Source organism: Streptomyces litchfieldiae (genome assembly GCF_031845365.1).
GTDB classification, from domain to species: Bacteria; Actinomycetota; Actinomycetes; order Streptomycetales; family Streptomycetaceae; genus Streptomyces; species Streptomyces litchfieldiae.
Map to the genome: position 1 here is coordinate 1 of NZ_JAVREL010000026.1, position 18,902 is coordinate 18,902.

Genomic DNA, 18,902 nt, shown 5'->3' on the forward strand with positions numbered 1-18,902 from the left:
AGTCGCCCTCCAGCACGTCGGAGGTGAAGTCCTGCTCGTAGGACGCCTGGGTGACGCTGAGCGTGACATCGACGGACTCGCCGCCTGGCATGGTCGTCTCGGTCTCCACGTCCCGGACGTCGGTGACGTGGTCCAGCTCGGACACGGCCCGGGCCGCTTCGGCGGCCTCCGGCAGGATCGGCATGAAGTTGCTGGTCTGGATGATGTAGTCGGCGCCCAGCGAGCTGTCGATCTCGTCGGTGGCGGAGGCCACCATCGAGGAGCCGACGACCGACAGGCCCGCGACCAGCGCCAGGCCGATCATCAGCGCCGAGGCGGTGGCGCCGGTGCGGCGCGGGTTGCGCAGGGCGTTGCGCTCGGCCAGGCGGCCAACGGAGCCGAAGCCGCGCAGCAGGATCGCGCTCAGCGCCCGCACGACCAGGCCCACCAGGGCCGGGCCGACCAGGATGAGGCCGGTCAGGCTGAACAGGATGCCCAGCGCCAGGAATCCGGAGCCGCCCGCCGCGTCCTCGGCGGAGCCGGTGGCCGCCAGGGCGCCCAGTCCGGCGAGGGTGAGCACCGCGCCGATGGTGGCCCGGATGCGGCCGGCCCGGACGTCGCCCGGCGTGCCGGCGTCGCGCAGCGCGGCCATGGGGCTGATCTTCCCGGCCCGGCGGGCGGGGATGTAGGCGGCGAGCAGGGTGACGATGACGCCCAAGACGATGCCGATGACCGGGACCGTCCAGTCGATGGTGAGGTCCTCGGTGCTGAGGTTCATGCCGAAGGCGCCCATCAGCGCCATCAGGCCGACGGCGAGGCCGATGCCGACGCCGAAGCCGATGGCCGAGCCGAGGAAGCCGAGCAGCAGCGCCTCGATGAGGACGGAGCGGTTGACCTGGCGGCGGCTGGAGCCGATGGCGCGCATGAGCCCGATCTCCCGGGTGCGCTGCGCGACGAGCATCGAGAACGTGTTGACGATCAGGAAGATCCCGACCAGCAGCGCGATGCCGGCGAAGCCGAGCAGCACGTACTCCAGGACGGACAGCACCTGGCCGATCTCGTCGCGGTTCTCCTCGATGTACTCGGCGGCGGTCTGGAGCTTGTACGTGTCGGCGCCGATGACGGCGGCGACGGCGTCCTTCAGCGCCTCGTCGGTGACCGCGCCGGTGGAGTCGACGTAGACCTGGGTGAACGCGTTCTCGCCGCCGAGCAGATACTCCTGGGCGGTCGGCAGGTCGGTGTAGATGACGGCCGCGCCCGGGTTGGTGACCTGGAACTCGGCGATGCCGCCGATGGTGACCGGGAAGTCGCCGAAGACGGTCACCAGGCGCAGCTCGTCGCCGATCGCCAGGTCCTTCTCGTCCGCGGTGTCCGAGTCGATCATGACCTGGCCGGGGCCCGCGGGCGCCTCGCCCTCGATGATCTTCATCGAACGCAGCTCGATGTCCGACCAGTTGGCGACGACGGTCGGGGCGCCGGTGGTCGGGCCGATGTTCTCGTTGTCGGAGTCCACGGCGACCGCGCTGGTCGCCGCGATGGTGCCGGTGGCGCGCTCCACGCCGTCCACCGCGGCCACCTCGTCGACGAGCGAGGCGGGCACCGTCTCCGGCACGCCGTTGGCCGGGCCCTCGTCGAAGGTGCTCTCCTCCTCTTCCTCCGCGGGGGCGATCATCACGTTGGAGGCGGTGTCGGCGAAGAGCTTGTCGAACGTGGTGTTCATCGTGGCGGTGAAGACCAGCGTTCCGCAGACGAACGCCACCGAGAGGACCACCGCCAGCCCGGAGAGGATCATTCGTCCCTTGTGCGCGAAGAAGTTGCGCAGGGACGTCTTCACAACAGTCACGACGTGCGCCCCTGCCCGTCGAAGCCGCGCATGCGGTCCAGCACCGCGTCGGCGGTGGGCTGGCGCATTTCGTCGACTATGCGGCCGTCGGCGAGGAAGACGATGCGGTCGGCGTAGGCGGCGGCGACGGGGTCGTGGGTGACCATGACGATGGTCTGGCCGAGTTCGTCGACGGAGCGGCGCAGGAAGCCGAGGACTTCGGCGCCGGCGCGGGAGTCGAGGTTGCCGGTGGGTTCGTCGCCGAAGATGATCTCGGGGCGTGCGGCCAGGGCGCGGGCGACGGCGACGCGCTGCTGCTGTCCGCCGGAGAGCTGGTTGGGGCGGTGCTTGAGGCGTTCGCCCAGGCCGACGGTGGCCACGACGCGGTCCAGCCACTCCTTGTCCGGTTTGCGGCCGGCGATGTCCATGGGGAGGGTGATGTTCTCCAGGGCGTTCAACGTGGGCAGCAGGTTGAAGGCCTGGAAGATGAAGCCGATGTTGTCGCGGCGGAGTTTGGTGAGTTTCTTGTCCTTCAGGCCGGTGATCTCGGTGGGGCCGATCCAGATCCGGCCGTTGCTGACGGTGTCCAGGCCGGCCAGGCAGTGCATGAGGGTCGACTTGCCGGAGCCGGAGGGGCCCATGATCGCGGTGAACGCGCCGCGTTCGATGTCCACCGACACGTTGTCCAGCGCCACCACCCGGGTCTCACCGGCGCCATACGCCTTCACGACACCCTCGGCCCGCGCGGCAACGGCCGAGTGCCCTCCGCTGCCCCCGGTCGTCGGAACCTCTACAGCCGTTGTCACGTTGTCTCCATTCGGGAACGCACTTCGATGGTCCTTGAGTCCTGGCAAAAGCCTAGGGACACCGGGACGGCCTCTCGTCGCCCGGCAGGACGAGCCGCGCGTAGGCGCAAAGTCGCACGCGCCCCTAGGGGACGGCGACCGCAGCATGACGCCTCCCGTAGGGGAAGGGTCAAGTCGGCCCGGCGCGGCCGGTCATGGGGGCCGCGATGTCGCAGGCAGGCGGTAGTCTGGGCAGTCCGCGCGGGACACCCCGCCCCCGGTCCACCCTCCAGAGCAAACCGGGACGTATGGGTCCCGTCGAAGGGATTCAGGCGATGGGAAGCGCAGTTCCTCGTGTCGTCGTCCTCGCGGACTCCGACAGCCGGTGGAAGTGGGCCGCCCTGGTCGCCCGCCGGCTCGCCCCCAAGCACGCGCTGGACGCCCGTTTCCTGCTCACCTCGACGACGCCCACCGAGCGGCAGATCGCCGAGGTCGGCGTCGTGCCCGACACCAGCAAGGTCGTCACCTACGCCGAGGTGCTGGACGACCCGGCGGTCGCCGAGGCCGACCTGCTGATCCTGGGCACCATCGGCGGCACCGTGCTCGCGCTCATCCACAGCCTGGGGATGGCGTGGGACAGCGCCGGCCGGCGGCCCGTCGTCGTCTCCGGCTACGTCGGCGTCGTCTACGAGAACCTGGTGGACGGCCTGCTGCTGCGCGTCGGCTCCGACATGGTGCTGGCCAACAGCCGGTACGACGCGAAGCGGTTCCGGGAGGTCTACCGGGGCGTGGGCGCCGACCCCTACACCGTGGTCGAGGCGGGGCTGCCGTTCCTGGAGGGCGACCGGTACGACCCGACGGCGGTCGGCCGCGACCGGCCGTTCACCGTCTGCTTCGCGGTCCAGCCGACCGTGCCGAGCGGGCTCGCGGCCCGGGCCGGGCTGCTGGACAAGCTCCAGCGGCACGCCCGGCGCCACCCCGACCGGGAGGTGCTGCTCAAGCTGCGCACCCGGGAGGGCGAGACCACCACCCGGCTGGAGCGCCACCCGTACCGGGCGCTGTTCGACGAGCTGCCCGACCCCCCGGCCAACCTCAAGGCCGTGGACGGCGACATGGGCGAGGTGCTGGACCGCACCGACCTGCTGGTGACGGTGAGTTCGACCGCGGCCATGGAGGCGATCCACCGCGGCATACCCACGGCGATACTGACCGACTACGGGGTCCGCGAGGCCCATGGGAACCACTTCTTCGTCGGCTCCGGCGCGCTGGCCTCCTGGGCGCAGCTCGACGAGGGGCTGATCCCCCGGGCGGACCCCGCGTGGGCGGCGGAGCACGGCATCGGGCAGCGGGACCCGTTCGCCGCGGCCCAGGCCCGGTTCGCCGAGCTGCGTTCGCGCATCACGCTGCCGCGCGCGCGGCCCTACTACACCCCGGGGAACGCCACCGACTATCTGGAGGCGCTGCTCAGCCGGCACGGCCTCGGGCTGAGCGGCCGCCCCCTGCCGAACGCCACCCCCGCGAGCCCCACCGCGATGCGCAAGCTGATCCAGCGCGGCGCGGGCGGCCTGTACCGGGTGGGGCGCAGCCGCGTCGCGCCGGTGATCCGGCGGCTGGCGCAGGGCTGACAGGGCGCCCGCCGCTGCATAAGATCGATCGACCTACCGGATCGCCCACGGGAGTGGCCCAGTGAAGCGCCGCCGCACGTCCGCACTTTCCGTCTCCGCCGCCGCCCTGCTCGCGACCGCGGCCCCCCTGCTGACCGGCTGCTCCACCGACGCCCACCCGGGCGCGGCGGCCGTGGTCGGCGGGGAGCGGATCACCGTCGCCTCGGTCCAGGCCCAGGTGGAGACCGTCCGCGACGCCCAGCGCGCCCGGCCCGAGGGCGACCAGCTCATTTCGGCCAGCAGCGGACTGACCCGGGACACCGTCGAGTTCCTGGTCTACGCCGAGGTGCTGGAGCGCGCCGCGCAGGACGCGGGCGTCGAGCTGACCCGCCGTGACGTGCAGGAGTACCGGGCCCAGACCGAGGCGTCGGTGGGCGGCGCGGAGGCGCTGGCCGAGGCCGTGCTCATGCCGCAGAACGGCACGCCGCTGGCCGGCGAGGAGCAGATCGACCGGATGCTGCGCACCCAGTTGCTGTTCCAGTCGCTGGCCCAGGAGCTGGGCGTGGCGCCCGACGCCAACGGCCTGACACAGATGGCCGCGGTGCTGGCCGAGACCGCCGAGGAGATCGGCGTCGAGGTGAACCCGCGCTACGGCGAGTGGGACGCCGAGCAGGTGCTTCTCGCCGACGCGCCGACGCCGTGGCTGCGGTCGGCGGACGAGGACGAGGCGACCCAGGCGGCTACGCTCGACGGGTGACCGATGGCCGGATCGTTCTGCTGACCACCACCGAACGCGTCGCTCCCGGACTGCTGTCCTGGGCCGCCTGGGAGGCGCTGCGCGGCGCCGACCGGGTGCTGTGCCGGGACCCGGACCATCCGCAACTGCCCTATCTGGCCGCCGCGGACGTGACCGTGGAGACCGGCGCGCCCGAAGTCACCGACGCCGCCGCCCTGGTGGCGGCGTGCGCGGGCGGCCGGACGGTGGTCGTGCTGGCCGCCGACGAGGGCGAACGGCCGCTGACGGACGGGCTGGCCGCGCTGGCCGGCTCGGGCCGGACCGCGTCGCTGCCCGAACTGGAGCTGCTGCCCGGCTCCTACGACCTGCCCGGCGCCCGGCTGCTGGACCTGGTGCGGGTGATGGACCGCATCCGCGCCGTCTGTCCGTGGGCGTCCGTGCGCACCAGCGAGGACCTCGCGCGGTACGGCCTGGAGGAGATGTACGAGCTGATCGAGGCCATCGAGGCGGGCGACCGGACGGAGCTGCGCGAGGAGTTGGGCGATGTGCTGCTCCAGGTCGTCTTCCACGCGCGGATCGCGCGCGACGATCCGGAGGAGCCGTTCGACATCGACGACGTCGCGGCCGGGATCGTGGCCAAGCTCATCCACCGCCACCCGCACGTCTTCGGCGAGGAACGGGCCGAGACGGCCGAGGACGTCAAGGCGCTGTGGCTGCGCACGAAGGCGGCCGAGAAGCACCGCGCGTCGGTGACGGACGGCGTTCCGCTGGGCCAGCCGGGCCTGGCGCTGGCCGCGAAGCTCGCCGCCCGCGCCCGGGCGGCGCACCTGGACGTCCCCCTTCCCGGCCCGGAGACCGGCTTCGGCTACCGCCTGCTCGCCCTGGCGGCGGAGGCGGAGGCCGCGGGCACCGACCCGGAGACGGCGCTCCGCGCGGCGGCCCGCACCTACCGGGACGCGATCCGCGCGGCGGAGCGACGGGCGACGTCCTGACCGCGGGTCCGTTCCTCAGATGCCCTCGGGCGGCACCAGGCGGTGCGGCGCGGCCCCGGTGAGCAGCGTGGCCAGGCCGCTGATCACGTCCGGCCCCAGATACCAGTCGCCGGTGTGGTCGACGCAGTAGAGCCGCCCGGCCGGGTCCAGCGCCAGCAGCGAGGTGCCGTCGGCCTCCTCGCCCAGCGGGCAGAGCCGGGTGTCCAGGGCGCGGCCGAGGTCGCCGAGCGTGCGGGCCCAGTGCAGGCCGCGCAGCGGGTCGATGATGAGCCGGCTGGCGGCGAACTCGCGCCCGGGGCCCGCCGGCTGGATGCGCAGCTCGCCCAGCTCGGCCCAGGCCTCGAACGCCGCCGGGAACAGGCTGTGCGCGTGGCCCTGCGGCGAACGGTGGCCGCTGAGGACGTCCGCCCACTCCTCGGCCCGCGCGGCGTGCTGCCGGCCCGGCTGCCAGCCGGCCGCGGCCAGCGCCTGGTCGACCGTGCCGGCCGACCAGGGGCCGCCGGTGGCCAGCGTCTCCGGGGAGGTGCCCGCGGCGCCCGGCCCCGAGCTGACGCTGCGCACCCCGAACCGGGCCAGCAGCACGGCGCAGGAACGGCAGTGGGGGGCGTATTCGCCGTGCTGCGGGTCGCCGTCCTCGCGGATGTGCCGGGTCGTGATCCCGGCGTCCTGGAACACGCGCCGCGCGTCGTCGAGGGTGTGCGCGCCGGAGTCCGTGAGACAGCGGGAGAGCAGGGCGGGCTCCGCGCAGCGCCCGAGATGGCGTTCGCGCTGGGCGGTGCCGAGCCCCGCGAGCATGTCCGAGACCAGCGGGTGCAGGTCGGGAACGGCGGCGGCGCGGCTCGCGGTGCCGGTCAGCGCCTGGGCGCGGTGCGGCAGGGAGAGCGCGGCGGCGGTCGTCGGCAGGATGCCGTCGCGGCGATGCAGGAGCACGGGAGGCACCGGTTCGGGGCCCCGCTGCTGCTGCGGGTCGCCGGTCGGCTGGCCGTGGGTATCCGATATCACGTGGACGATCGTGCCACCGACAGACTCACCCCATAGGCTGTGCCGCAACAGCGTGACGTAGGAGCAGGGGGCGTACCGCCATGACGACAGGTCGGCTCGGGCAGCAGGCCGCGCCACCGAACCGGGCCTATGCCGGGCAGATCGTGCAATTCCCGGACCCGGTGCGCGCGGCTCGTTATCCGCAGGGAGTCCGCGTGGACGCGGACGGTTTCCCGGATTTCTCGCCCTACGCGAGAGCGGCCGCCGAGATCGCCGAGCCGCCGGACGGCTTCGGGGTGGACGAACTGCGGCTGACCGACTACGTGTCGGCGAACGCGGCCCTGCACGCCGCCGGGCACGAGCTGTGGGCCAACCTGCCGGCGGTGGGCACGCCGCACGGCTGGACCTGGCACCACGTGGCCCGCACCCGGCGCCTGGAGCTGGTGCCGGTCGAGGTGAAGGCGCTGCTGCGGCACCACGGCGGGCTGGCCACCACGGCCGTCGACCAGAACAAGCGCGGCACCCGGCCGCTGGCCGAGACCAAGCCGGTGCACTTCGCCGTTCCGCACTCGGTGGCCGTGCCCGAGGACCGGGTCCGGGCCGCGGAGGAGAAGCTGGGCTGCCGGCTGCCGGAGGCGTACCGCTCGTTCCTCAAGGCGGCCGGCGGCTGCGCCCCGGTCGGGGTCGCGCTGGACGCCGAGCTGGGGCTGCTGGTGGACCAGCCGTTCTTCACGCTGCGCGAGGAGGCCGCGGTCAACGACCTCGTCTACATCAACAAGTGCCTGCGGGACCACCTCACGAAGGACTACCTGGGCGTCGCGTTCGTGCACGGCGGCATCGTGGCGGTCAAGATCAAGGGCCCGGAGACGGGTTCGGTCTGGCTGTGCCCCTACGACGACGCGCGGGACCACGACGGCCTGGGCATAGCGCAGCGGGTCGCCGAGCTGCTGCTGCCGTGCGGGACCGACTTCGACGACTTCCTGCTGCGGCTGGCGGGCAATCCGCCCGAGTTGGACACCGTGGCCAATCTGATGGTGGACGGCGGGTTCGCGAACGCCGTCCCGGTGGAGAGGTGAGCGCGCCATGGTGACGTTCGCACAGGCGCAGGAGCGCGCCGAGCGCTGGGTGAACGGCTCGGCGAGCGCGGAGCCGCGCCGCGAGGTCCGGGTGCGGGAGTTCGATCTGGGCTTCGTGGCCTGGGCGGAGGACCCGGGCGGCGGGCCGGTCGGCGGCGGCAAGCTGGTGATCGCGCGGGACAGCGGGGACACCACGCTGTGGCCCGCGCTGCCGGTGGGCGACGTCATCCGGCGGTACGAGGACGAGTACGGCGGGACCCCGGCGCCCGCGCCCGCGCCGTCGGGCGAGCGCGTCGACCTGAACGCGACGTCGTTCCTGCTGACGCCGCCGGAGTGGCTCCAGGAGGCGGCGGACCGGGCGGGCGTGCCCGACCAGAGGCCGGAGCCCGCGGCGGCGGCCCCGCCGCCCGAGCCCGCGCCGGCTCCGGCCCAGGTGCCGGCCCAGGCGCCGCCGCCGTTCCCGGAGCCCGGGCGCCCGGCGCCCTTTCCCGAGCCGGAGCCTCCGGCGGCGCCCGCCGACCCCGTCGCGCCGCCCCCCGTGCCGGCGCCCGTCGCCTCGGCGCCGCCGAGCAGTTCGCCGTGGGCGGGCCGCGACACCACGCCGCCCGCGGGCAGCCCGTGGGACGGCAAGGACGTGGAGCCGGGCGGCGGTTCGCCCTGGGCGGGCACCGACACCTCCGGCAGCGGCGCGGAGGCGGAGTCCATCGCGCCGCCCGCGACGGTGTTCTCGCCGCCCGTGGTGATCGACTCGGACAGCACGCCGCCGCCCGCCGCGCCCTCCTCGGAGGCCCGGACGACGGTGCTGCCGCAGGGCAGCGCGCTGCCCAAGACCCGTGTCCAGGACGCGGGTCCGCCGTCCCCGCCGCCGTCCGCCGCGCCGCCCGGCACCCCTCTGGGGCCGCCGCCGGTGCCGGGCCCGCCGCCGTTCCCCGGTCCGCGCGGCGCGGCCGACCTGGCCACCGCCGAAACCGGTCAGGCGATGGGCGGCCCGCCCTCGCCGCCCGGCGGGCGGGGCGCCGTCGTGCCGCCACCGCCGCCCCCGGCGCCCGGCGCGCCCGGCGTCCGGCCGCCCGCGGCGCCGGACAGCGCGCCGAACGACGGCGGCGGGGCGTACGCGCCCACCCAGGCCGTGTCCCCCGAGGTCGTCGCGTCCCTGCGGAACCCCGGCCAGCCGGTGCCGCCGCCCGGCCCGGTGCCCGGCGGCCCGGACCTGCCGCCGCCGGGCCACCCCGGTCCGGCCGCCGCCCCGCCGCCCCCGCCGGGCGCCGGCTACGGCTATCCGCAGCCCGGCCAGCCCGCCGTCGGCTCCGGCTATATGGCGGTGCTGCGCTACCGCGCCCCGGACGGCTCCGAGCAGCAGCTCATCCGCCGCTCGGCACCCGGCATGCCGCACCCGGAGTGGCAGATCCTGCACGAGCTGCGCGCCATGAACGTGCCGCCGCAGCAGGTCCTGGAGCTGCACACCGAGCTCCAGTCCTGCGAGCTGCCCGGCGGGTACTGCGCCCGCATGATCCGGGAGACCTGGCCGCAGGTGCGCATCACGCACACCGCCGCGTACGGCCAGGAGTTCTCCTCCCGGCAGGCCGGGGTGCGGCATCTGGTGGAGCATCAGGACGAGCTCCAGCAGTTCGCCGACGGCCCGCCGCGTTCCGCGCCGGTGCGCGCGCCGCTGCCGCAGCAGCAGCCGGCGCCGGCCGTGGCCCTGGAGATGATCGGCCAGGAGCTGGTCCAGGCGTTCGGGCCGCAGGGCGTGTTCCGGCACACCCCGCAGACGGTGTCCCGGCAGGGCGTTCCGGAGATCGTGGCGCAGACGCTGGTGTGGGCGGGCGTGCCGACGGAGATCGCGCCGTTCTTCTGGGCCCAGGCCCAGCCCGGGCGGCCGGTGCCGACGCTGGCCGAGCTGGCGCTGGAGCGCGGCCTCCAGCCGGCGCCGGACGCGGGGTCCTATCTGGTCGTCGGCACGGACATCGGGCGGCAGTTGTGTGTGCAGTACGGCTCGGCCGCCATCGTCGCGGTCCCGCTGGAGGCGGGCCCCGGCGGGCAGCCGGTGCCGCCGCAGTTCGTCAACGCGTCGCTGCCGCAGTTCGCCCGCTGCATGGCGCTGCTGGGGCGGATGTGGCGGCTGCGCCTCGGGCTGAACTCCGAGCAGGCGGGCCGTTGGACCACCGATTTCCAGGCCCAGTTGGCGTCCCTGGACCCGATGGCGGTGGCCGACCCGGAGAGCTGGTGGTCGGTCCTTCTGGAACAGATGTGGGACGGTCTCCTTTAGCGGGGATCATTCCGTCATGACGGGTTTCGGCACGGCGCGCGGGCGGGGTTATCGGCCCGCGCAGGTGGATCAGGCGCTGGCCGGACTGACCCGGGAGCGGGACCTGGCGTGGCGCCGGCTCGGCGAGCTCGGCGTGCGCGCCGACGAGCTGAGCCGGGAGGCGGCGCGGCTGGCCGCGGTGGCCGCCGCGCTGCCGCCGCCGGCGTTCGAGTCGCTGGGCGAGCGCGCCCGCGAGCTGCTGGCCGAGGTCGAGGCGGAGGCCGACGATCTGCGGCGGGCCGCCGAGGCGGACGCCTCCCGGATGTTCGACGAGGCCGTCACGGTGGCGGCCGAGCTGCGCGAGGCGGCCCGGGCCGCCGCCGTGCGGCGGCGGGCGGAGGGCGACGCGGCGGCGGACCGCGTGCTGGCGGAGGCCGACGCGGTGGCCGCCCGGCTGGTGGGCGACGCCCGGCAGTGGGCGGCGGCGGTCACCGAGGAGGCCGAGGCGGCGCTCACCGAGGTGCGGCGGCGCTGCGCGGCGCTGGTGGACGGGCAGCGCCGGTCCCAGAACCTGGCCGCCCGGGCGCTGGAGGGCGAGCTGACCGCGCGGGAGGCGGAGACCGAGGCCCGCGTCGGCGAGCTGACGGCCCGGGCGGAATCGGTGCTGGCGGGCGCCCGGCGGGAGCTGGCCGAGGCGGAGGCGGCGGCGAAGGCGCTGGAGGAGGGCGCCGAGGCGCGGCGCGCCGAGCTGCTGGCCGACGCCCGGGTGCGGCGCCAGCGGGTGGAGCGCGAGAGCGAGTGGGAGGCCCGCGACCTGGCGGAGCAGTCCGAGCAGGTACGGGCGCACCTGGCGCACATCCGCACCACGCTGGCCGCGCTGACGGGCCGCAGGCCACGCCGCCCGAACGGCCCGCCCGACGACGAGGAGCGGTGAGCACCCCTCGGTATCCTCGGGAATCCCGATCCCTGGACCGAAGGACGCGATCTTCGTGAGCTCCATCCGCCCGGCAGCCGTCATCGTTCTCGCAGCGGGTGAGGGGACCCGCATGAAGTCCGCGACGCCCAAGGTGCTGCACGACATCTGCGGCCGTTCCCTGGTGGGCCATGTGGTCGCCGCCTGCCGGGAGTTGGCGCCCGAGGAGCTGGTCGTGGTGGTGGGCCACGCCCGGGAGGAGGTCACCGCGCACCTGACGGCGTTCGACCCCGGGGTGCGCACGGCCGTGCAGCACGAGCGGCGCGGCACGGCGGACGCGGTGCGCGCCGGGCTCGCGGCGCTGGCCGGAGCGGGCCTGGAGTCCTCCGGCCCGGTCCTGGTGACGTGCGGGGACATCCCGATGCAGACGCCCCAGACGCTGCGGGCGCTGGCCGAGGCGCACGCCGCCCAGGGGAACGCGGCGACGGTGCTGACCATGGAGCTGCCCGACGCGACCGGCTACGGCCGGATCCTGCGCAACGCGGACGGCACGGTGAGCGCGATCGTGGAGCACCGGGACGCGACGCCGGAGCAGCGGGCGGTGCGGGAGGTCAGCTCGGGGGTGTTCGCGTTCGACGGCCGGCTGCTGGCCGGGGCGCTGGACCGGGTCGGCACGGACAACAGCCAGAACGAGGAGTATCTGCCGGATGTGCTGCGGATCCTGCGCGAGGACGGCCACCGGGTGGGCGCGGAGCGAGCCCCCGACCACCGGGAGCTGGTCGGGATCAACGACCGGGTGCAGCTCGCGCGGGCCCGCCGCCTGCTCAACGACCGGCTGCTGGAGCGGGCGATGCTGGCCGGGGTGACCGTGGTGGACCCGGCGACGACGTGGGTGGACGCGTCGGTGACGTTCGAGCCGGACGCGGTGGTGCACCCGGGGACGCAACTGCTGGGCGCCACCCACCTGGGTGCCGGGGCGGAGGTGGGCCCGGGCTGCCGGCTGGCGGACACCGTGGTGGGCGAGGGCGCCACCGTGAACAACACCGTCGCGGACAACGCGCGGATCGGCGCCGGGGCGAACGTCGGCCCGTACGCGTATCTGCGGCCCGGCACGGTGCTGGGCGCCGGTGCGAAGGCCGGCACTTTCGTCGAGATGAAGAACTCGACCATTGGCGAGGGCACGAAGGTGCCGCATCTGTCGTATGTGGGGGACGCCACCATCGGCGATCACACGAACATCGGCGCGGCCAGTGTCTTCGTGAACTACGACGGCGAGGCAAAGCACCACACCACGATCGGCTCGTACTGCAAGACGGGTTCCGACAATATGTTTGTGGCGCCTGTCACCGTCGGGGACGGTTCCTACACGGCGGCCGGTTCGGTCATCACCCGGGACGTGCCGCCCGGATCACTCGCCGTAGCCAGGGGCCAGCAGCGGAACATCCAGGGCTGGGTGGCGCGCAAGCGGCCGGGTTCGGAGGCGGCCCGGGCGGCCGAAGCCGCTCTAGCTGCGACGGAGGACAAGGACGAGCGGGACTGAGAGGGGCGTACCGTAGAGGAGCCCCCCGGGGGTGAACGAGCGCCGACGCGGATGCCAAGGAGACGTAACGTGACCGGGATCAAGACGACCGGCGAGAAGAAGCTGATGCTCTTCTCCGGCCGCGCCCACCCCGAGTTGGCGAAGGAGGTCGCCGCCGAATTGGGCGTGGGGCTGGTCCCGACAAAGGCCCAGGACTTTGCCAACGGCGAGATTTATGTGCGTTTTCAGGAGTCGGTGCGCGGCGCCGACTGTTTTCTGATGCAGAGTCACACAGCGCCGATCAATAAATGGATCATGGAGCAGCTCATCATGATCGACGCGCTGAAGAGGGCGTCGGCGCGGAGCATCTCCGTGATCATTCCGTTCTACGGCTATGCGCGGCAGGACAAGAAGCACCGCGGCCGGGAGCCGATCTCCGCCCGGCTGATGGCGGACATGCTCAAGACCGCCGGGGCGGACCGCATCATCACGATGGATCTGCACGCGGACCAGGTGCAGGGGTACTTCGACGGCCCGGTGGACCACCTCTTCGCGCTGCCGGTGCTGACCGAGTACATCTCGGGGCGCGTGGACCGGAAGAAGCTGACGGTCGTCTCCCCGGACGCCGGCCGGGTGCGGGTGGCCGACCGCTGGGCGGACCGGCTGGCCGCGCCACTGGCGATCGTGCACAAGCGGCGCGACCCCGACGTGGCGAACCAGGTCACCGTGCACGAGGTCGTCGGCGACGTGCGCGGCCGGGTGTGCGTGCTGGTGGACGACATGATCGACACCGGCGGCACGATCTGCGCGGCGGCCGAGGCGCTGTTCACCAACGGCGCGGAGGACGTGATCGTGGCGGCCACGCACGGCGTGCTGTCCGGGCCGGCGGCGGACCGGCTGAAGAACTCCCAGGTGAGCGAGTTCATCTTCACGAACTCGCTGCCCACCCCCAAGCAGGTCTCGGTGGACAAGATCACGGTGCTGTCCATGGCCCCGACGATCGCCCGCGCGGTCCGCGAGGTCTTCGAGGACGGCTCCGTGACCAGCCTCTTCGAGGGCGACGCGTAGGGCCTGCCGGGCCCGAATTGGGCGGAGTCCTCCCCGCCGGGTAGACTCCCGGAGTTGCTCGGCGAGGGAGGGCCCACGGGGCTCATCCGTTATCGACGCGCTCTTCGTGGCAGGTCCTTCCGCGGGGCCGGGTGACGTTCACCGGTTCCGACACCACGAGGAGTGCAGCCATGGCTGATGTGAAGATCGCCGCCGAGATCCGCCAGGAGTTCGGCAAGGGCGCGTCGCGCCGTATCCGCGCCACGGGCAAGGTGCCCGCCGTCATCTACGGACACGGCACCGAGCCGGTCCACGTGACGCTGCCCGGGCACGAGCTGATGCTGGCGCTGAAGACGCCGAACGTGCTGATCACCCTGGACATCGAGGGCCGCCAGGAGCTGGTGATCCCCAAGGCCGTCCAGCGCGAGGCCATCCGCGGCTTCCTGGTCCACCTCGACCTGCTGATCGTCAAGCGCGGCGAGAAGGTCACCGTCGAGATCCCGGTCCTCACCGAGGGCGAGCTCGGCCCCGGCGGCGGCCTGCTGGAGCACGTGCTGAACGCCCTGCCCGTCGAGGCCGAGGCCACCCACATCCCGGAGTCGGTCACCGTCTCCGTCGAGGGCCTGGAGGCGGGCGCCTCCGTGCTCGCCAAGGACATCACGCTGCCGTCCGGCACCACGCTGGCCATCGACGGCGAGGACGTCGTGATCCAGGTCCTCCAGCCGCAGGCCGAGGAGCCCGCCGCCGAGGCGGCCGAGGGCGGCGAAGAGGCCGAGGCCACCGCCTGAGCTTGGGCCCCGGCCCCCGGGTGGGAGACTGTGATCGTGGACGAACCCTGGCTGATCGCCGGACTGGGCAACCCCGGGCCGCAGTACGCGGACAACCGGCACAACGTCGGCTTCATGGTGGCCGACCTGCTCGCCGACCGCGTCGGCGGCACGTTCAAGGCGCACAAGGCGCGCGCCCTGGCGCTCGAAGGGCGGCTGGGCGCGCCCGGCGCCGGCGGGCCCCGGGTGGTGCTGGCCAAGCCGCTGTCGTTCATGAACCTGTCGGGCGGTCCGGTGTCGGCGCTCAGCACCTTCTACCGGATCCCCGTCTCCCGCCTCGTCGTCATCCATGACGAACTGGACATCGGATACGGCGCGTTGCGGCTGAAGCGGGGCGGCGGCGACAACGGGCACAACGGCCTGAAGTCCATCACCGCCTCGCTCGGCCGCGACTACTACCGCGTCCGCTTCGGCGTCGGCCGCCCGCCGGGCCGGATGGACGTGGCGGCGTTCGTGCTGAAGGACTTCTCCACGGCCGAGCGCAAGGAGCTGGACTACTTCGTGGACCGGGCCGCCGACGCCGTCGAGGCGCTGATCACCCAGGGACTTGAGCGCGCACAGAGCGCATACAACAGCTAGTAGGGCCTGTCCGGCCGGGCTTGACCGGCCCCCGGGCCTTGGCCAAGGATGCGCGGCATGTCGTCGCCGTCCCCCTCCCCCGCTCCCGCCCAAAGACGCAGCCGGACCCGCCGGGCCGGGGAGAGCGCGTTCGGGGCGCTGTTGCTGGTCCGGATGACGTTCATGGGGCTGCTGGCCCTGCTGCTGCTCGTGGCCGCCGCCTGGTCCTCCTGGGATACCGCGCGGCACGCGGTGGTCACCGACGGGCGTGAACTCGGCACGGTGACGCTGGTCCACTGCGACCTGGAACGGTGCACCGGCACGTTCAGCGCCACCGGCGAGTCGGTGGTGCTGGAGCAGCGGATCGCCCGCGAGCCGGGCGAGGAGCTGGCGGTGGTGCGGCGCCCGGGCACCGACGAGGTGCTGCGCACCGGCGCGGCCGGCGTGCTGTACGCCTTTCTCCCACTGACCGGCGCCCTGCTGCTCGCGGCCGTCATCATCGGCGGCGGCCTGCGGATGTACCGCACGGCCTGGGGCGTGGCGGGGGCCGGACTGGCCGTGCTGGCCGTCACGTTCGCCGTGTGGATCTGACCCTCCGTAGCTCGATCGCTACGTGTCATCTTTGGGGCATCGGGCGATCAAGGGAGCGCATGGGGCATCCCGCCCTTGTCCTGAATCGGCCGGAGCTGAATGCTGGCCCGGCGTCCCCCCGGAACCTCCCATTCCGCCCCCAGATTTGGATGACCATGCGCAAGTTGATCCGCGTGGCCACGGTCGTCTCCGCCGCCGCCACGACGCTGTTGCTGGCCCCGATGGCCCTGGCGAGTCCCCAGGGCGACAACGGCACCGTGAAGATCCACGATGCCGAGACCGGCGAGGAGCTGCGCCGGAACGAGCCCCACGTCTGCGAGTTCTACCTCCAGGGCTTCGGCTTCGACGCGGCCCAGGAAGTGAGCTGGACGATCACCGAGATGCCGCCCACCGACAGCCAGGACACCGTGGCGGAGACGGGCGCGCTGGTCCTGGACGACGAGGGCGGCGGCCGTTCCGACGATCTCGCCCTGGCGGACGGCCATTACCGGCTGGCAGTTCGAGGGTGAGAACGGCGAGGCCGAGCACAAGGTGTTCTGGGTCGAGTGCGGGGACGGCGAGGAGCCGACGCCGGGCGAGACCCCGGAGGAGACCCCGGACGGCACCAGCCCCGACGGGGAGACCGACGAGGTGCCCGCCGCCGACGAAGAGGAGCCGACGCCGGGCCCCGAGGCCGAGCCGGCCGAGGACGAGGACGCCGACCTGGCCGAGACCGGTTCGAGCACGCCGGTGGTCCCGCTGGCCGCGGGTGCCGCGGCCCTGCTGGGCGCCGGCGGCTACCTGGCGCTGCGCCGCCGCAACGCGGCCCGGAACGGCTGATCGCCGGGCGCGGTGACGGGGCGCGGCTCCGTCACCCCGCCAGCGCGACGGCCGGTGAGCCGCGGCGGATGGCCATGATCATGAGGGCCGCCGCCGCGCACAGGACGCCCGCTCCCGTCCACGCCAGGTCGTAGGAGCCGGTCGTGTCGCGGATCACTCCGGCGCCGAACGCGACGGCGGCGGCGCCCAGTTGGTGCGAGGCCAGCACCCAGCCGAAGACGACGCCGGCGTCCGCGCCGAAGTGCTCGCGGCACAGCGCGATCGTGGGCGGCACGGTGGCCACCCAGTCCAGCCCGTAGAAGACGACGAACAGCAGCATCGGCGGGTGCACGCTCTCCGCCAGCAGCACCGGCAGGAACAGCAGCGAGACGCCGCGCAGCCCGTAGTAGACGGCCAGCAGCCGGCGCGGGTCGTACCGGTCGGTCAGCCAGCCGGAGCAGACCGTGCCGACCAGGTCGAAGATGCCGATGACCGCGAGCAGCGAGGCCGCCACCGGCACGGCCATGCCCTCGTCGTGCGCGCCGGGCACGAAGTGCGTGCCGATCAGCCCGTTGGTGGACGCGCCGCAGATGGCGAACGTGCCCGCGAGCAGCCAGAACACCCGGGTGCGGGACGCGGTGGCCAGCGCGGCGAGCGTCCGGCGGGCGGCACCGGGCGGGGGCGGCGGCGGAGTGACGTAGTCCTCGCCCGCGCCGTACGGGCGCAGGCCGAGGTCCTCGGGCCGGTCGCGCAGCAGCCAGATCACCAGCGGCACGACGGCCAGCGCGCACAGCGCGACGGTGAGCGAGGCGGCGCGCCAGCCGGGCCCCTCGGCGAGCAGGCCGACCAGCGGCAGGAAGACCAGATTCCCGGCCGCGCCGCCGGCCGTGAGGATGCCGGTGACCAGGCCGCGCCGGGCCACGAACCAGCGCCCGGCGATCGTTCCGGCGAACGCCAGCGCCATCGAGCCGGCGCCCAGGCCCACCAACACCCCCCAGCACAGCACAGTTGCCACTGGCTGGTCATGAAGACGGTCAGCGCGCTGCCCGCCGATATCAGCAGCAGCGCGCCGGAGACGACGCGGCGGATGCCGTAACGCTCCATCAGCGCGGTGGCGAACGGCGCGGTGAAGCCGTAGAGCAGCAGGGTGACCGAGACGGCGAACGAGATCGAGCCGCGCGACCAGCCGAACTCGTCGTGCAGCGGGTCGATCAGCACGCCGGGCGTGGCACGGAAGCCGGCCGCGCCGATGAGGACGAGAAACGCGACGACCGCCACCCACCAGGCGGGGTGGACGCGGGGCGCGCCGTCCCGGGGGGCGGACTCGGAGGCTGCGGGGAGCTGAGCGGGGACGGTCTGTGTCACCCGTTGATCGTGCGGGACCGGAGCCGACCGAACGAGTGGCCCGATGGTCATGATGTGCAAGTATCGGGCCGTGACCGTATTCCGACGGCCGGGCCGCCATCGCGTGGCCGTGCTGGTCCGGCACGGCCTGCTGCCCATGGAGCTGGGCATCGCGCACCGCATCATGGGCCGCTCGAAGACGGCGGCCGGCGACCTGCTGTACGAGGTGGTGACCTGCACCCCGGTGCCCGGACAGGTGCGCACCGACGCGGACTTCACCATCAACGTGGAGCACGGCCCGGAGGCGCTGGCCGAGGCCGACACGGTGATCGTGCCGGCCGCCCACGAGACCGACGAGACGTACACCGCGGGGCGGCTGCCCGCGCACCTGGCCGACGCCCTGGCCCACATCCGGCCCGGCACCCGGATCGCCTCGATCTGCACCGGCGCGTTCGTGCTGGCCGCGGCCGGGCTGCTGGACGGCCGCCGGGCCACCACGCACTGGGCCGCCTGCGACACCTTCAGGGCGCTCTACCCGCGGGTCAGGCTGGACCCGGAAATCCTCTACACCGAGGACGGCGGCGTCCTCACCTCGGCCGGCGTCGCCTCCGGCATCGACCTGTGCCTGCACATGGTGCGCTCGGACTTCGGCACCGCCGTGGCGAACTCGGTGGCCCGCCGCACGGTGGTCCCGCCGCACCGGGACGGCGGCCAGGCGCAGTTCGTGGAACGCCCGGTGCCCGCGCCCCGCGTGCACTCCACGGAGCGGGCGCGAACGTTCGCGCTGGCCCATCTCGACCGGCCGCTGACGTTGCGCGAGCTGGCCGCCCAGCAGTCGATGAGCGTGCGGACGTTCACCCGCCGCTTCCGGGAGGAGACCTGCGTCTCGCCGCAGCGGTGGCTCATCCGGCAGCGCGTGGAGCGGGCCCGGCAACTGCTGGAGGAGAGCGATCTGCCGGTGGACCGGATCGCCCGCGAGGCCGGGTTCGGCACGGCGGCCTCGCTGCGCCAGCACCTCCAGGCGGTGCTGGGCGTCTCCCCCAGCGCCTACCGCCGCACGTTCCGCGCGGCGGGATAGGGGC

Annotated in this window: 17 protein-coding genes and 2 pseudogenes; 14 read left to right on the forward strand and 5 right to left on the reverse strand. The window is 73.8% G+C overall.

Annotated features, from left to right (window positions below):
* Both RM590_RS30905 and RM590_RS30910 read right to left on the reverse strand, forming a co-directional pair.
* On the reverse strand, positions 1 to 1,822 hold a 1,822-nt coding region (locus RM590_RS30905), incomplete at its 3' end, for an ABC transporter permease (protein WP_311708083.1).
* Complete coding sequence (locus RM590_RS30910) at positions 1,819 to 2,607, reverse strand: ABC transporter ATP-binding protein (RefSeq protein ID WP_311708084.1); 789 nt, start codon at positions 2,605 to 2,607, stop codon at positions 1,819 to 1,821. The genes RM590_RS30910 and RM590_RS30905, both read right to left, overlap by 4 nt.
* A 314-nt stretch (positions 2,608 to 2,921) precedes the next feature.
* Here RM590_RS30910 and RM590_RS30915 point away from each other — a divergent pair, with 314 nt between their 5' ends.
* The 3 genes from RM590_RS30915 to RM590_RS30925 all read left to right on the forward strand — a co-directional run bounded on the left by RM590_RS30915 (position 2,922) and on the right by RM590_RS30925 (position 5,918).
* Positions 2,922 to 4,211, forward strand: coding sequence for a DUF6716 putative glycosyltransferase (locus RM590_RS30915; RefSeq protein WP_311708085.1), 1,290 nt, complete (start codon positions 2,922 to 2,924; stop codon positions 4,209 to 4,211).
* A 61-nt stretch (positions 4,212 to 4,272) separates the two neighbouring features.
* Entirely contained in the window at positions 4,273 to 4,947 is a 675-nt protein-coding gene (locus RM590_RS30920) for a SurA N-terminal domain-containing protein (RefSeq protein ID WP_311708086.1), read from the forward strand.
* Positions 4,944 to 5,918, forward strand: coding sequence for a nucleoside triphosphate pyrophosphohydrolase (locus RM590_RS30925; RefSeq protein WP_311708087.1), 975 nt, complete (start codon positions 4,944 to 4,946; stop codon positions 5,916 to 5,918). The genes RM590_RS30920 and RM590_RS30925 overlap by 4 nt, the downstream gene beginning before the upstream one ends.
* Positions 5,919 to 5,933: 15 nt before the next feature.
* Here RM590_RS30925 and RM590_RS30930 read toward each other — a convergent pair whose 3' ends face one another.
* The gene (locus RM590_RS30930; protein ID WP_311708169.1) at positions 5,934 to 6,428 is read right to left on the reverse strand and encodes an SUKH-3 domain-containing protein; all 495 of its coding nucleotides are present in this window, start codon (positions 6,426 to 6,428) and stop codon (positions 5,934 to 5,936) included.
* A gap of 63 nt (positions 6,429 to 6,491) precedes the next feature.
* Positions 6,492 to 7,037: pseudogene (locus RM590_RS30935) on the reverse strand (YwqJ-related putative deaminase); the annotation flags it as partial.
* Here RM590_RS30935 and RM590_RS30940 point away from each other — a divergent pair.
* From RM590_RS30940 to RM590_RS30985, 10 genes are all read left to right on the forward strand, one after another.
* The gene (locus RM590_RS30940; protein WP_311708088.1) at positions 7,001 to 7,975 is read left to right on the forward strand and encodes an HNH endonuclease; all 975 of its coding nucleotides are present in this window, start codon (positions 7,001 to 7,003) and stop codon (positions 7,973 to 7,975) included. The pseudogene RM590_RS30935 and the gene RM590_RS30940 overlap by 37 nt on opposite strands.
* 7 nt (positions 7,976 to 7,982) lie before the next feature.
* Entirely contained in the window at positions 7,983 to 10,244 is a 2,262-nt protein-coding gene (locus RM590_RS30945; RefSeq protein ID WP_311708089.1) for an SUKH-4 family immunity protein, read from the forward strand.
* Positions 10,245 to 10,260: 16 nt separating this feature from the next.
* On the forward strand, positions 10,261 to 11,157 hold the full coding sequence (locus RM590_RS30950) for a cellulose-binding protein (RefSeq protein ID WP_311708090.1): 897 nt from the start codon (positions 10,261 to 10,263) through the stop codon (positions 11,155 to 11,157).
* A 55-nt stretch (positions 11,158 to 11,212) separates the two neighbouring features.
* On the forward strand, positions 11,213 to 12,676 hold the full coding sequence (gene glmU, locus RM590_RS30955; RefSeq protein ID WP_311708091.1) for a bifunctional UDP-N-acetylglucosamine diphosphorylase/glucosamine-1-phosphate N-acetyltransferase GlmU: 1,464 nt from the start codon (positions 11,213 to 11,215) through the stop codon (positions 12,674 to 12,676).
* 69 nt (positions 12,677 to 12,745) lie between these two features.
* Entirely contained in the window at positions 12,746 to 13,723 is a 978-nt protein-coding gene (locus tag RM590_RS30960) for a ribose-phosphate diphosphokinase (protein WP_311708092.1), read from the forward strand.
* Between the two features lie 170 nt (positions 13,724 to 13,893).
* The gene (locus RM590_RS30965; RefSeq protein ID WP_311708093.1) at positions 13,894 to 14,490 is read left to right on the forward strand and encodes a 50S ribosomal protein L25/general stress protein Ctc; all 597 of its coding nucleotides are present in this window, start codon (positions 13,894 to 13,896) and stop codon (positions 14,488 to 14,490) included.
* A 30-nt stretch (positions 14,491 to 14,520) separates the two neighbouring features.
* On the forward strand, positions 14,521 to 15,108 hold the full coding sequence (pth, locus tag RM590_RS30970; protein WP_311708094.1) for an aminoacyl-tRNA hydrolase: 588 nt from the start codon (positions 14,521 to 14,523) through the stop codon (positions 15,106 to 15,108).
* 57 nt (positions 15,109 to 15,165) lie between these two features.
* Positions 15,166 to 15,678, forward strand: coding sequence for a hypothetical protein (locus RM590_RS30975; RefSeq protein ID WP_311708095.1), 513 nt, complete (start codon positions 15,166 to 15,168; stop codon positions 15,676 to 15,678).
* Positions 15,679 to 15,833: 155 nt separating this feature from the next.
* Positions 15,834 to 16,187 carry a hypothetical protein gene (locus RM590_RS30980; RefSeq protein WP_311708096.1) on the forward strand — a complete coding sequence of 118 codons (354 nt, stop codon included), beginning with the start codon at positions 15,834 to 15,836 and terminating at the stop codon, positions 16,185 to 16,187.
* Positions 16,188 to 16,209: 22 nt separating this feature from the next.
* A complete protein-coding gene (locus tag RM590_RS30985; RefSeq protein WP_311708097.1) occupies positions 16,210 to 16,497 on the forward strand; it encodes an LPXTG cell wall anchor domain-containing protein in 288 nt (95 codons plus the stop codon).
* Between the two features lie 31 nt (positions 16,498 to 16,528).
* Here RM590_RS30985 and RM590_RS30990 read toward each other — a convergent pair.
* Positions 16,529 to 17,892, reverse strand: a pseudogene (locus RM590_RS30990) (MFS transporter).
* On the opposite strand from RM590_RS30990, the gene RM590_RS30995 reads away from it, so the two are divergent.
* The gene (locus tag RM590_RS30995) at positions 17,885 to 18,898 is read left to right on the forward strand and encodes a GlxA family transcriptional regulator (protein WP_311708098.1); all 1,014 of its coding nucleotides are present in this window, start codon (positions 17,885 to 17,887) and stop codon (positions 18,896 to 18,898) included. The pseudogene RM590_RS30990 and the gene RM590_RS30995 overlap by 8 nt on opposite strands.
* Positions 18,899 to 18,902 lie beyond the last annotated feature (4 nt).